Source organism: Psychromonas sp. 14N.309.X.WAT.B.A12, assembly GCF_030397575.1.
Classification (GTDB): Bacteria; Pseudomonadota; Gammaproteobacteria; order Enterobacterales; family Psychromonadaceae; genus Psychromonas.
The window spans coordinates 28347-42178 of record NZ_JAPNXS010000015.1 but is presented as its reverse complement, the minus strand read 5'-3'; the positions used below and the strand labels follow the sequence as shown (position 1 = coordinate 42178).

General features: G+C 39.7%; 16 protein-coding genes. 15 read left to right on the top strand and 1 reads right to left on the bottom strand.

Features of this window, described 5'->3' with window-relative positions; genetic code table 11:
- The first annotated feature begins 18 nt into the window (after window positions 1-18).
- The 6 genes from OW492_RS15945 to OW492_RS15920 are packed head-to-tail and all read left to right on the top strand — an operon-like array spanning window position 19 to window position 5230.
- On the top strand, window positions 19-1074 hold the full coding sequence (locus tag OW492_RS15945; protein WP_290041418.1) for an ABC transporter substrate-binding protein: 1056 nt from the start codon (window positions 19-21) through the stop codon (window positions 1072-1074).
- A gap of 13 nt (window positions 1075-1087) precedes the next feature.
- Entirely contained in the window at window positions 1088-1891 is an 804-nt protein-coding gene (locus OW492_RS15940; protein WP_290041417.1) for an alkaline phosphatase family protein, read from the top strand.
- 14 nt (window positions 1892-1905) lie between these two features.
- Window positions 1906-2766 carry an ABC transporter permease subunit gene (locus OW492_RS15935; RefSeq protein ID WP_290041415.1) on the top strand — a complete coding sequence of 287 codons (861 nt, stop codon included), beginning with the start codon at window positions 1906-1908 and terminating at the stop codon, window positions 2764-2766.
- Window positions 2759-3544 carry an ABC transporter permease gene (locus tag OW492_RS15930; protein WP_290041413.1) on the top strand — a complete coding sequence of 262 codons (786 nt, stop codon included), beginning with the start codon at window positions 2759-2761 and terminating at the stop codon, window positions 3542-3544. The genes OW492_RS15935 and OW492_RS15930 overlap by 8 nt, the downstream gene beginning before the upstream one ends.
- Window positions 3544-4563 (top strand): ABC transporter ATP-binding protein, encoded by a 1020-nt coding sequence (locus tag OW492_RS15925; RefSeq protein WP_290041412.1) that lies wholly within the window; start codon window positions 3544-3546, stop codon window positions 4561-4563. Before OW492_RS15930 ends, OW492_RS15925 begins: the two co-directional genes overlap by 1 nt.
- Window position 4564: 1 nt before the next feature.
- A complete protein-coding gene (locus OW492_RS15920; RefSeq protein WP_290041410.1) occupies window positions 4565-5230 on the top strand; it encodes an HAD family hydrolase in 666 nt (221 codons plus the stop codon).
- A 129-nt stretch (window positions 5231-5359) separates the two neighbouring features.
- Here the strand turns inward: OW492_RS15920 and OW492_RS17065 are convergent, their stop codons facing one another.
- Window positions 5360-5497 (bottom strand): beta-propeller fold lactonase family protein, encoded by a 138-nt coding sequence (locus tag OW492_RS17065; RefSeq protein ID WP_354669239.1) that lies wholly within the window; start codon window positions 5495-5497, stop codon window positions 5360-5362.
- Window positions 5498-5812: 315 nt separating this feature from the next.
- On the opposite strand from OW492_RS17065, the gene yiaK reads away from it, so the two are divergent.
- The 9 genes from yiaK to OW492_RS15875 all read left to right on the top strand — a co-directional run bounded on the left by yiaK (window position 5813) and on the right by OW492_RS15875 (window position 13832).
- The gene (yiaK, locus tag OW492_RS15915; RefSeq protein WP_290041409.1) at window positions 5813-6814 is read left to right on the top strand and encodes a 3-dehydro-L-gulonate 2-dehydrogenase; all 1002 of its coding nucleotides are present in this window, start codon (window positions 5813-5815) and stop codon (window positions 6812-6814) included.
- Window positions 6815-6839: 25 nt separating this feature from the next.
- Complete coding sequence (locus OW492_RS15910; RefSeq protein ID WP_290041407.1) at window positions 6840-7325, top strand: TRAP transporter small permease; 486 nt, start codon at window positions 6840-6842, stop codon at window positions 7323-7325.
- Between the two features lie 3 nt (window positions 7326-7328).
- Window positions 7329-8609, top strand: a complete 1281-nt coding sequence (locus tag OW492_RS15905) for a TRAP transporter large permease subunit (RefSeq protein WP_290041405.1) — start codon at window positions 7329-7331, stop codon at window positions 8607-8609.
- A gap of 20 nt (window positions 8610-8629) precedes the next feature.
- Complete coding sequence (locus tag OW492_RS15900; RefSeq protein WP_290041403.1) at window positions 8630-9604, top strand: DctP family TRAP transporter solute-binding subunit; 975 nt, start codon at window positions 8630-8632, stop codon at window positions 9602-9604.
- 73 nt (window positions 9605-9677) lie between these two features.
- Window positions 9678-10376, top strand: coding sequence for an L-ribulose-5-phosphate 4-epimerase (locus tag OW492_RS15895; protein ID WP_290041401.1), 699 nt, complete (start codon window positions 9678-9680; stop codon window positions 10374-10376).
- 12 nt (window positions 10377-10388) lie between these two features.
- Window positions 10389-11201, top strand: coding sequence for a Cof-type HAD-IIB family hydrolase (locus OW492_RS15890; RefSeq protein WP_290041400.1), 813 nt, complete (start codon window positions 10389-10391; stop codon window positions 11199-11201).
- A 9-nt stretch (window positions 11202-11210) separates the two neighbouring features.
- Window positions 11211-11702: a YhcH/YjgK/YiaL family protein gene (locus OW492_RS15885; RefSeq protein ID WP_290041399.1), complete on the top strand. Its 492-nt coding sequence runs from the start codon at window positions 11211-11213 to the stop codon at window positions 11700-11702.
- A complete protein-coding gene (locus tag OW492_RS15880) occupies window positions 11699-13192 on the top strand; it encodes an FGGY-family carbohydrate kinase (RefSeq protein ID WP_290041397.1) in 1494 nt (497 codons plus the stop codon). The genes OW492_RS15885 and OW492_RS15880 overlap by 4 nt, the downstream gene beginning before the upstream one ends.
- Entirely contained in the window at window positions 13185-13832 is a 648-nt protein-coding gene (locus OW492_RS15875; RefSeq protein WP_290041395.1) for a 3-keto-L-gulonate-6-phosphate decarboxylase UlaD, read from the top strand. Before OW492_RS15880 ends, OW492_RS15875 begins: the two co-directional genes overlap by 8 nt.

The following is a 13832-nucleotide window of genomic DNA, read 5'->3' as shown; positions in this document are numbered from 1 at the left end:
CCAGAGGATGGAAGTAAAATGAATACATTTAAAGTTACAACAACACTAATCGCACTATCTTTATCACAATCACTTTATGCCGCTGAATCAGCTAACATCGATTCTCTCGTGGCAGCCGCTCAAAAGGAAGGTCAAGTTTACAGCGTCGGTATGCCTGATAGCTGGGCAAACTGGAAAGACACTTGGGCAGATTTAAAAACACAATATGGTATCGAACATCAAGATACTGATATGAGCTCCGCACAAGAAATTGCTAAATTCGATGCAGAAAAATCTAATGCAACTGCTGATATCGGTGATGTTGGTTTTGCATTTGCACGTGTTGCAGTGAAAAAAGGGGTGACTCAGCCATATAAACCAAGCACATGGGATGATGTACCAAATTGGGCAAAAGATGAAGATGGCCATTGGGCATTAGCTTATACTGGCACTATCTCATTTATCTCTAATAACAACTTAGTAAAAGATGCTCCCAAAACATGGGCGGATTTATTAACGGGTTCTTATAAAGTGACTGTCGGTGATGTCGGGGTCGCTTCACAAGCCAATAATGCAGTGTTAGCCGCTGCGATCGCAAATGGTGGTGATGAAGGAAACTTAGATCCTGCTATTGAATTCTTTGGCAAGCTAGCAAAACAAGGGCGTTTATCATATACCAACCCAAGTGTTGCCAACTTGGAAAAAGGTGAAATTGAAGTGGCTATTTTATGGGACTTTAATGCACTTAACTACCGTGACCAAATTGACCGCTCTCGCTTTACAGTAAGCATTCCACAAGACGGTTCAGTTATCTCTGGTTACACAACTATTATCAATAAATGGGCTAAAAACCCGAATGCTGCAAAATTAGCGCGTGAACATATCTTCAGTGATGCTGGTCAAATTAACTTAGCCGATGGTTATGCTCGTCCAATTCGTACTAGCGTGACATTACCTGATGAAATCCAAGCGAAATTGATTCCAAATGAGCAGTACAAATCAGTTCATCCAATCAAAGACTTTGCTGCATGGGAAAAATCTGCACGCAAACTACCTCGTCAATGGCAAGAAGGTGTGTTAATTCACCAAAACTAAAAAAGGGGCTCAAATGAACGATAAGGTTATTCTTGTTGTTCTTGACGGCTTAAACCTAAAAGTAGCCCAAGATTGTTTGGGCTACTTAAATGGTTTAGTGGAGTACAAGAAAGCAACTCAATACTCGCTGTACAGCGAACTACCATCACTTTCTCGCCCGTTATACGAATGTATATTAACTGGCGTGACACCGATTGAAAGTGGCATTGTGCATAATAATGTAACGCGTCGATCTCTGTTTGAATCTGTATTTAGTTTGGCTCAAGCTCAAGGTAAAACAACGGCAGCAGCAGCCTATCATTGGGTCAGTGAGCTATATAATCGATCACCCTATGATGCAATTCGAGACCGTCATACACATAATGAAAGTCTACAAATTCAACATGGTGTTTTTTATCATTGGGATCATTATCCCGATCAAGCATTGATGTTAGATGCCGAGTATTTACGCCAAGAGTTTGACCCTGATTTTTTGTTAGTGCATTCCATGAATATCGATGATGCAGGTCATAAATTTGGGTTAGATTCTCCAGAATATAGAAACAGTGCTCGCCATGCAGATATTCTTTTATCTGACTTCTTACCTACTTGGATTGAAGAAGGTTACCAAATTTTGATCACCAGTGACCATGGTATGAATAATGATAAATCACATGGTGGCACTCTAGTGGAAGAGCGTGAAGTACCTCTCTATTTAATAGGAGATCGCTTTAGCCATCTTGATGTTGCTATTAAACAAACTGAGCTTTGTGGATTGGTCTGTGAGTTATTAGAGTTAGAGCACCAGAAAGCATTTAGTGAAGATGCGTTGGCTTAATTGAAGGATCGTTTATGAGCATTACAAAGCCCACGCAACAAGGGACTTTTACATTGAGTAAATACAAACCAGTATTATGGTTACTGCCTTTTATTGCTTTCTTTTATCTATTTCAGATCGCCCCTATGATCTGGGTATTAATCAATAGTTTTATCTACGATGGCGAATGGACCATTGAAAACTATAGTGAGATATTTGATTCTGCTTTTATTTTACAGGGTTTTAGTAACAGCCTTTGGATCTCTTTTTGGTCGAGTTTTATTGGTTTAATTTTAGCTGCGATATTAGTGTCATCATTACGCCATCTCAATAGCAGAATACGTGATGCGATTGTCGCTTTTACTAATATGAGCAGTAACTTCTCAGGCGTGCCATTGGCTTTTGCCTTTATTATTATTTTAGGCACTAATGGTGCTGTCACCCTATTATTACGACAGTGGGGATTGCTAGGAGACTTTGATTTATATAGTAAATCTGGTTTGTTAGCACTTTATATCTATTTTCAAATCCCATTAGGTGCATTACTACTTTATCCTGCTTTTGATGCGTTGAAAAAAGATGCCTATGAAGCGTCACAGCTATTAGGGGCAAGTTCTCGTCAATATTGGATGAAAATAGGCTTACCCATTCTTTCACCTGCTTTGTTAGGTACTTTTATTATCTTATTTGCCAATGCCATTGGTGCCTACGCCAGTGTTTATGCGTTAACAAATGGTAACTACAACATGGTGACTATTCGTATTGCGAGTTTGGTGTCAGGGGATCTGTTTTTAGAGCCAAATTTAGCAGCGGCTATTTCGGCCTTATTAATGTTATTACTCGCGGTGATCACAGCGGTTAATCAATGGTTAATTGCAAGGAGTTACCATGGATAACAATAATTTATTTTTCCATAAAAGTGTTGTTTATGGACTATCGGGACTACTGTTTATTCCCATTTTAGCGACCTTAATTTATTCCTTTTCCTCTAGTTGGGGCGCGACTATGTTGCCCGATGGTTTTACCTTTAAATGGTATACGCAGTTATTAACTGACCCACGATTCTTAGAAGCGTTTGGGCGCTCGCTATTTATCTGTATTTCATCGTTGATTTTAGCCATGGTGCTAGTGTTACCTATGATTTTTGTGGTGTTTTACTATTACCCTGCACTAGATAAGGTGATGAATATTTTAATTTTATTACCTTTTGCGGTGCCACCAGTGGTTTCTTCAGTAGGGTTATTACAGCTGTATGCAGATAGTTCGGTACAACTGGTTGGTACGCCGTGGATCTTAATCGGTACCTATTTCACTATTGCCTTGCCATTTATGTATCGAGCTATCTCTAATAGCTTTACCTCAATTAACTTAAGGGATTTAGTGGATGCTGCACATTTATTAGGAGCGAGTACCACAAAAGCGTATTTGTTGATTATCTTACCTAATTTGAAGAAAGGCTTATTAGCTTCGACATTCTTATCTTTCTCATTTTTATTAGGTGAGTTTGTGTTCGCGAATATTCTGGTTGGAACACGTTACGAAACCTTACAAATCTACCTCTATAACATGCGCCAAACCAGTGGCCATTTTACCTCGGCTTTAGTGATGACCTATTTTGCTTTTATTTTTGTGTGCACTTGGCTAGCCACCCGTTTCAGTAAAGGGAATGAATAATGAGTTATGTAAAAGTTAGCCAATTGGCTAAACACTTTGGTGATGTTACTGTCTTTGAAGAGATTGATTTCACTATTGAAAAAGGTGAGTTTATTACCTTATTAGGGCCAAGCGGCTGTGGTAAATCGACTTTGCTACGTAGTTTAGCGGGCTTAAATCAGGTTGATGCTGGTGAAATTTGGGTTGATCAAGAAAATATTACTGATACTGCACCGCAATCCCGAGAAATAGGCATGGTGTTTCAGTCTTATGCGTTATTTCCGAATATGACAGTATTAGACAATGTTGCCTTTGGCCTAAAAATGAAAGGAATTAATAAAGCTAAAGCACGTGCTGAAGCAAAAAGCATGATTGAGCTTGTTGAATTAGACGGTAAAGAGCAGTTTTATCCTCGTGAACTATCTGGTGGGCAAAGACAACGTGTTGCCCTCGCTCGAGCCTTGGTAGTGAAGCCTCGTATTTTGTTATTGGATGAGCCACTATCTGCGTTGGACGCAAAAATCCGTAAAAGCTTACGCCTGCAAATATTAAAAATTCAAAGAGAGTTAAACCTCACCACAGTGTTTGTTACTCATGATCAAGAAGAAGCAATGTTATTATCAGACCGCATCTTTTTGATGAATGAAGGGGCGATAGTGCAACAAGGCAAACCCGAGGATATTTACACTAAACCGGTTAATGAATTTGTTGCTTCTTTTATGGGGCATTACAACTTGATTGAGGCTGAAACAGCGAATCAGTGGTTTAATCTTGATAGTCAACAGAAGGTCGCGATTCGCCCTGAGTCTATTTATATCAGAGAAGCGGGGCGCCAATATGGCGATCATATATCAGTAGCTAAACAAGGCACTGTATTATCCCATCAGTTATTAGGTAATGTCATTCGTTACAGCATTGAAGTAGAGCAGAAAGCCTTAACGGTTGATCTGCTTAATCGTTCTTCAGAGCGATTAATGGCAGCTGGTAGTTCCCTCGAACTGATGTTTAACTTAAATGAAATACAACCGGTGAGAGCATAATATGAGTAAACCACTACATATCTTTGATATGGATGAAACTCTAGTGAACGGAGATTGCGCTAGTCTCTGGAGTGCATTCCTAGTGAAAAAAGGTGTTGTAACTGAGCCTGATTATATAGAAAACGATAAAGCCTTGATGGAACAGTATGCTAAAGGCGAGCTAGATATGGAGGAGTATATTGTTTATACCCTAGCGCCTATCACTCATATCCCACAGGATGAGATAGATAGTTTAGTCGATGAATTTGTTTGCTCTGATATCTTACCTTTAGTTTTCCCAGAGGCACTAGCCTTAGTTAAATCCCTAAAAGAGAATGGAATTAATTGCCTAGTGATTTCAGCGACAGTGACTTTTATTGTGAAAAAAGTGGCACAAGCGATTGGGATAGAGGATGCGTTAGGGATTGAGCTTGTGAGTAAAGATGGCTGCTATTTGAATCAAGTCACCGGTATCGCAACCTATCGCGAAGGGAAAATATTACGCTTACAGGCATGGCTAACAGAGCAGGCTAATACCTTTGATGAAATACACTTTTATAGTGATTCAATTAATGATTTACCATTATGTGAATATGCCGATTACGCGTATTTAGTGAACCCTTGTGAACGCTTATCCGCAGAAGCACTTAAACATCCTGAATGGCAGATCTTTGAGTGGGGTAAATAAAGATAGTTAATCATTTTCTGAATATTAACCACTGTGAAGATTGGATAACCACCACAGTGGTTATGGTTCGTTATTAAATAAAATCTATGTCGTTCCGTGTAGGAATATCAAAGGATTGAGTTGCCATAGCTACAACCCGCTTCTAAATTTTATGCCCCTACTACTCCCTGAATCTTGACTAGAAACAATCACAGTCGCGCTGTCTGGTGTGATTACAAAGTGCCTAGGAAACTTTCCTTCAGTAGGTATTAGGTCAATTCGTTTCAGTTTACCACCCTATAGTACTTTGAGAATTAGCTCATTATTAGCCAAGTTTTAAGCAAGAAATATAACCTTCCCCATTAAGGGAAAATATTTTTTATATATCATATTAGCCTTCAACAAGCTTCTTGATTTACCTTCTTCTGATTGAATATCACCCGCAAACATTGACATAAATCATTAATCTTTTTGTCTCACACATCACACCTAGAAAGCTCAATTTGTGCTCAATGTCTAAAATTTATTCTTTATTGGATGATCTAAAATGGAATTGAGGGTAGCTTGTATTTCGCATTGTGGAATTTAAAACTGGAGGCTGAAATGGCATTAGTAGCAATAGAAAGATTACAAGCAGAGTACGAACGCATTTTATTAGCGAGAAAAATGGATGGTGAAATGGCATCTAAATTAGCCGCTGGTTTTGTAGAAATGGCAAATGAAGGTACTTATTCACATGGCATTAATCGCTTCCCTGTTTTTATTGAACAGGTAGATAAAGGGCAAATTAAACTTAATGAAGTACCTAAGTGTGTTAATAGCATGGGGGCGCTTGAGCAGTGGGATTGTAACTTCGGGCCTGGTGTTTTAAATGGCTTGATTTGTTCTGAGCGAGCAATGGAGTTAGCCCGTGAATACGGTATTGGTATGGTTGGTATGCGTAACTCTAACCATTGGATGCGTGGCGGAGCTTACGTATTAAAAATGGCTAGACAGGGTTTTGCTGGTATTGCATCGACAAATTCGATTGCTGTTATGCCTGCTTGGGGTGGTAAGGATCATCGTGTTGGTTCTAACCCTCTTATTATGGCGATTGCGGGCGATCCACCTGTTGTTGTTGATTGTTCTATGAGTCAATTCTCTTATGGTCAATTACAAAACTTTGTATTAGCAGATAAACCTCTGCCTGTTGTTGGTGGTTTTGATGATAACGGTGAACTGACTCGTGACCCACATGTGTTATGGGAAAACAAACGCTTGTTACCAATGGGATTCTGGAAAGGGTCATCAATGTCTATTGTGTTAGACATGATGTTAACGGCAATCACTGGCGGTAACTCTGTACCTGCATTGACTGATGATATGGGGGGAGAATTTGGTGTTTCTCAATTCTTAATCGCTATCGATTTAAGTCGCACTATGGACAAAGACCAATTCTCAGCTGAGATGAAACGTATCCGCGATTATGTTTTAGCATCAGAGCCTGCAGAAACAGGTTCAGTGATGATTGCGGGTTCAGAGATTGATAATTTCATTGCCAAGCATAAACAAGCCGGCGGTATTGAGATTCATGATGAAATCTGGAATCAAATCACAGCACTGTAGTTGATATGTAGGTGAGGAGAATGTTATGCGAAGCGCACTTAAGTGGATTTGGAATAGTATCGATATTTTAATGGCAGCTATTTTGTCTTTTATGATCGTACTGGTTTTTACTAACGTTGTTTTACGTTATGGATTTTCCTCGGGTCTACGTCCTTCGGTCGAGCTTTCTCGTTTAGGTCTAGTATGGGTGGTTATGTTAGGTGCAGTAGTCGTACTGCGTCGCGGTGAACACCTTGCTGTGACCGAGTTTTCAGAAAAGTTATTTCCTAAATTAGTACCTATCTTGAGACGTTTATGTTGGGCAATTATTTTAGTTGCAGTGGGAATGTTGTACCTAGGTTCATTTAATCAAATGATGGCGAACTGGAATGACATCTCTCAAATTACCGGCTTACCTTCTGCTCTATTTTACTTAGCTGGTGTTATATCTGGCGGGTTAATGGGATTGATTGCAATGGTTCGTATCATCAATCCAGATTGGTTAAGTGACCTTCAAGATAGTGGAGAATAAATAATGGTTTTAGCAATATTTTTATCAGTATTAATTATCTCGATTCTATTAGGTCTACCTGTTGCATTTGCCTTGTTATTGTCATCGATAGCACTGATGTTTCATATGGATTTATTTAGTGCAGACATTCTTGCTCAGGGCCTGATTAACGGCGTAGATAGCTTTACTCTATTAGCTATTCCGTTCTTTTTAGTTGCAGGCGAAGTGATGTCGGCTGGTGGTTTATCTAAAAGAATAGTAAGGCTCGCAACCACTTATGTTGGACATAGAAAGGGTGGTTTAGGGTACGTAGCTATCTTAACCTCAGTGCTACTTGCTGGTTTATCGGGGTCTGCTGTTGCAGATGCGGCTGCATTGGTAAGTATTTTATACCCAATGATGAAAGCAGCTAAATACCCTGAAGGATCTTCGATGGGGTTGTTAGCGTCAGGTGGCATTATTGCACCGGTTATTCCGCCTTCATTACCACTTATTCTAGTGGGAGTTGCAGGTGGTATTTCCATTAAAAATCTGTTCTTAGGCGGTATTGTACCTGGCTTATTAATGGGGTTAACCCTAATGCTGGTATGGAGCCTACTGGTTAGAAAAGAAGATTTAGAAATTAAAGAAAGAGCAAGTAAAGCTGAGAAGCGTGCCGCATTAAAAGATGGCATCTGGGCTCTGTTCCTTCCAATCATCATTATTGGTGGTATTCGTTTTGGTATCTTTACTCCTACAGAGGCCGCTGTTGTTGCTGCTGTGTATGCGATTTTTGTATCAACGGTTATCTACCGTGAAATCTCTCTAAAAGGTTTCTACAAAGTACTACTTAGTGCAGGCCGCTCAACGGCTATGGTGATGTTCTTAGTAGGTTGTGCAATGGTGGCTGCTTGGTTAATCACTGTCGCTCAATTACCTCAACAACTAGCGGGCATGTTAGGGCCGCTAGTTGATAGCCCTCGATTATTGATGGCTGTGATCATGTTACTGGTGTTATGTGTAGGTATGGTGATGGATCTAAGCCCAACCATTCTTATCTTAGTACCGCTACTTATGCCAATTGTAAAAATGGCTGGCATTGATACCACTTATTTCGGCCTGATGTTTGTTATTAATTGTTCTATTGGCCTGATTACTCCTCCCGTCGGCACCGTGTTAAACGTGGTGTGTGGAGTTGCTAAAGTCCCTATGTCGACATCGGTAAAAGGTGTATTACCTTTCATCGCTGCATATATGGCCCTATTAACTTTATTCGTAATATTCCCAAGTATTATCACTGTGCCAATGGCTTTTGTTATTGGTTAAAAACACTCAAGGAGAAGAAAATGAAAAACTTTTTTAAAATGGTAGGGATTGCATCAACGATTGCTTTTTGTTCATCGGTAAGTGCACAAACCACATTAAAGCTTGCGCATGCAGCCCCTGAATCAGACTTACAACAAACGATGTCATTATTCTTTAAAAAAGAGGTAGAAGCGCGCACTAATGGTGATATTAAAATTAATATCTTCCCACAAGGTCAACTAGGTAATGACAAACAAATGATTGATGGAACGCGCTCTGGAATCCTAGATTTCTCTATGGTCGGTGTTAACAACTATTCCGGTTTTTTACCTGAATCAGCAGCATTCACACTACCGTTTATGTTCCCTAACCGTGAAACGGCTTATAAAGTGTTGGATGGTGGCCCTGGTAAAGAGGTCCTAACGTCAATGGAAAAATTAGGCGTGAAAGGTTTAGGTTACCCTGAAAGTGGTTACCGTAATGTGACCAATAATCGCCAACCAATTCACACCCCAAAAGACCTAGTTGGGTTACAAATGAGGGTGAATAGTTCTAAAGCACTAAACGATATGTTTAATGAACTTAAAGCAAATCCTCAGCAAATTCCTGTAGCTGAACTTTACAGTGCATTAGAAACAGGTGTTGTTGATGCACAAGATCATCCTATTGGTGTAACGCTGTCATTCAAATTTTACGAAGTACAAAAATACTTAAGTCTGACACAGCATGCTTACTCACCTTTAGTACTAACTATGAATCTTAAAAAATTCAATAAGCTAAGTGCTGAAAACCAAAAAGTCATTATGGATGTTTCTAAAGAAGCCGTTGATATGCAAAGAAAGCTAAGCATTGCTAAAGAAGACGAAATGATTGCAGAACTAGAGTCTCATGGCATGAAAGTTAACCGAGATGTGGATAGTGATGCCTTCTTAGAGGCAGTTAAACCAGTATGGGCATCATTTATTGAAGAAAATGGTGATTCAATGATTAAGAAAATAGAAGCTGCTGAAAAATAAGTGGTTGGTGCCTAACAAGTTGCTTGTTAGGCACGATTATTTGGTCTGTTAGTGTTAAATAGAGGCAATAGACATGAGTCAATTTAAAGCATTAAAAAAACGCGTTTTAGACGCTAATTTACAACTTCCTAAATACGGATTAGTGACCTTTACTTGGGGTAATGTGTCTGAAATTGATAGAGAAAATGGCGTTATCGCAATTAAACCTTCAGGCGTGGAATACGATGTAATAGCCGAAGAGCATATCGTGATTATTGACCTGGAAGGTAATCGTCTTGAAGGTGAGCTTAATCCATCGAGTGATACGGCAACACATATCGAACTTTACAAAGCCTTTCCCGAGGTTGGTGGCATTGTTCATACCCATTCTAGAAATGCCACTATCTGGGCACAAGCTGGAATCGATATCCCTGCATTAGGTACCACCCACGCGGATTACTTCTATGGCAATGTACCTTGTACTCGACAATTAAGTGATCAAGAGATCGCCGAAGAGTACGAGAAGAATACAGGCACGGTAATTATCGAAGAGTTTGCTAGACGTGAACTTGATCCTAATGCAATCCCAGGGGTTATCGTCGCTGGCCACGCACCATTCTCATGGGGAAAAGATGCATTCGATGCAGTACATAACGCCGTTGTATTAGAAGAGATATCAGCTATGGCAGTGGGCACTAGAGTATTAAATGCAGATATTATGATTAACCCTGCCTTATTAAATAAACATTATTCTCGTAAGCATGGCGCTAACTCATATTACGGTCAGAAATAGAGGTTAACTGCTATGTATAAACTATTAGCACTGGATTTAGATGGCACTGTTTTAAACTCAGCACATACGATTAACCCGAGATTAAAGCAGGCGATTCAAACCATTTCGCAAACCCATCATGTGATGATTGTTACTGGGCGTCATCATGTTGCCGCACAGCCTTACCATGCAGAATTAGGGTTAACGACTCCGATTATTTGCTGTAACGGTACTTATATTTATGACTATCAGGCACAGCAAGTGTTGAGTGAAAACTCAATTGATAAAGCGAATGCGTTGAAGTTTATCAGGTTAGCCGATCAATTTAAGTTGAAGTTAGTAATGTATAGCCGTGACTCTATGCTGTATTCGAGACAACAGCCTGTTATGTATATGGAAAAACTATTGGAATGGGCTAATAGCTACCCAGTTGAAGACCGACCTAGCATCGTTAAAGTGGATAGTTTTATTGATGCACTGAAAGATGCTGAATATATCTGGAAGTTTGTTGTTGAAGGTAATGACTTGGAAAATTTTTTACAGACAGAGTTAGTACAAGCGCACTTTAATGGTGAGCAATCCTGGGTAGATAGATTCGACTTTGCCAATAAAGGTAATAGCAAAGGCAATGCGCTCTCACGCTATGCAGCTGACTTAAAAATCGATGTTAAAGCAATGGTGGCCGTTGGTGATAATCATAATGATATCTCCATGCTAAAGCTAGCTGGCTTAGGTGTTGCTATGGGAAATGCAGAGCCGGAAGTACAGCAACATGCGCAATTGATTACCGCAGACAATGATGATCAGGATGCGTTAGCAGACTTGTTATTAAGTACATTTTCATAGGGAGTAGTGATGCTAATTGGACATATTAAACAAAATAAGATCACTGCTAGCTACCCTTCTATTGTTGGCAAAATTTTAACTGAACTCGAGCAATTAGATTTACATGCGTTAGCACTGGGGCGACATCATTTCAGCAACTTAGATAGTAATAAAGTGTGGTTTGTTATTTTAGAGTACAACAAATCACCACTGGCTGATTTTAAACCAGAAGTGCATCAATATCATTCTGATTTACAGATCGTTTTAGCTGGTCAAGAGACAATGGCTTGGTCCTTGGATAGTGGCGAACATCAAGTCCATGAAGCCTATAATGAGACTCGAGATATTCTATTTTATGAGTATCAAGGTATTGATTTAAATTACATTAAAGCAATACCTGGCTGTTTTTATCTATTTACTCCTAACACTGTGCATATCACCAATATCCAAGATGGCGATCAGCAAACGGTACGTAAGCTGGTGGTTAAAATTCATAACGATTTATTGGAAATAACATCATGAATTATTACATAGGATTAGATTCAGGCGGCACGTTTATGAAGGCTGCTCTTTACGATAATAAAGGTATTCAAATCGGCTTGAGCAGAACCTCTGCGAGTGTGATTAATGAACAGCAAGGTTGGGTGGAAAGAGACTTAGATGCACTGTGGCAAGATGCAGTAGTGGTGATTAAAGATCTGTTAAGGATAACAAGAGTTAATGCTATACATATTCAAGGCATCAGCATTTCCGCACAGGGAAAGGGTGTCTATTTATTAGATAAACAGGGAGAGAATTTAGGACATGGAATTATGTCTTCCGATTCACGTTCACTGAGCATTGTTAAGGAATGGTTAGCATTAGGTTTACCGGAAAAAATCTACCCTAAGACCCTGCAAACCTTATGGACGGGGCATCCTGTTTCAATCATTAATTGGATAAAACAAAACCAGCCAGAAGTGTATTCAAATATCGGTAGTATCATGATGGCGCATGATTATCTTCGCTATCGCTTTACTGGGGAAGTTGGCGCTGAAATTACTAACATGTCAGAAAGTAATTTCTTTAATGCTCAAACTGGGTCTTATGACATGGGTCTGCTGAAACTGTTTGATATCGAAGAAGTGTGGGATGCCTTACCTAAGATAATTCAGTCAGACCAATTAGCCGGCAGAGTCACTGAAAAAGTAGCAGCTGAAACGGGGTTAGTACTTGGAACGCCTGTTTTTGGAGGGTTATTTGATGTGGTATCTACCGCATTATGTTCAGGTATTGATGCAAAAGAGCAGTCACTGAATTATGTAATGGGAACCTGGGCGGTCACCTCAGGCATCACTAAACAAATTACACAAGCTGAGCATAATTTTGTGTATGGCCATTATGCCATTGAAGGTGAATATATTATTCATGAAGCAAGCCCAACTTCTGCGGGTAATTACGAGTGGTTTGCTGAATATTTAAATGCAGATGGTGAGTTACAACATGAAGAAAATGAAGCGCTAGTAGCTGGTTTAGAAGTAGCAGAAAGTAGCGTCTATTTTGTACCTTTTTTATATGGCTCTAATCAGGGCTTAGGCTTGAAGTCTGGGTTTTATGGATTACAAGCTCATCATAGTAAAGCGCATATTATTCAAGCAATTTGGGAAGGTATCATTTTTTGCCACAATATCCACTTACAAAGAATGCGAGCAAGATTCCCACAAGCCAATACCCTCAAAGTTACTGGAGGCCCAGCTTCCTGTTCCACTTGGATGCAAATGTTAGCTGACTTAACTGGGATGCAAGTTGAAATCTCTGATATCGATGAAACAGGATCATTAGGGGCCGCCATTGTCGCCATGGTAGGCGCGGGTGAATATTCATCTAGCCGTGAGTGTATGGATAATATTATTACCGATACCAAGCACATTAATCCCAATCCAAAAAATTATCAGGCTTTACAGAAAAAATTCGAAAATTATCAAACATTAGTAGGCCTATTTAAAACGTTTGAGGAGCAAATTAATGACTAAACCCTTATTACAAATGGCATTAGATGCAACAGAGTTAGAAGTTGCCTTAGCATCAGTTGAAGATGTCGCAGCCCATTTAGATGTCATTGAAGTGGGCACTATTTTAGCTTTTGCACATGGTGTGGAAAGTGTTCAAGCATTACGTAATAAATACCCTGAGCATATTATTGTATGTGATATGAAAATCACTGATGCCAGTGCGATTTTAGCGAAGTTGGCAATGCAAGCGGGTGCAAATTGGGTGACAGTGAGTGCAGCTGCACACATAGAAACCATTCGCTCAGCTAAAAAAGTCACCGATCAGTTTAATGGTGAAGTACAAATTGAATTATATGGTCATTGGACACTAGATGATGCTAAAGATTGGGTCGAGATGGGGATCACACAAGCTATCTACCATCGTTCTCGTGATGCTGAGTTGGCAGGCGTAAATTGGACGGAAGCCGACTTGAAAAAAATGCAAAGCCTATCAGACCTCGGAATCGAGCTGTCTATTACAGGTGGCATTGTGCCAGAAGATGTACATCTATTTCAGGAAATATCGGTAAAAGCCTTTATTGCAGGGCGCGCCTTAGCAGGTGAGAACGGTGTTGAAATAGCTGGGCAATTTGCACGTCAAATCACTAAATATTGGGCGTAA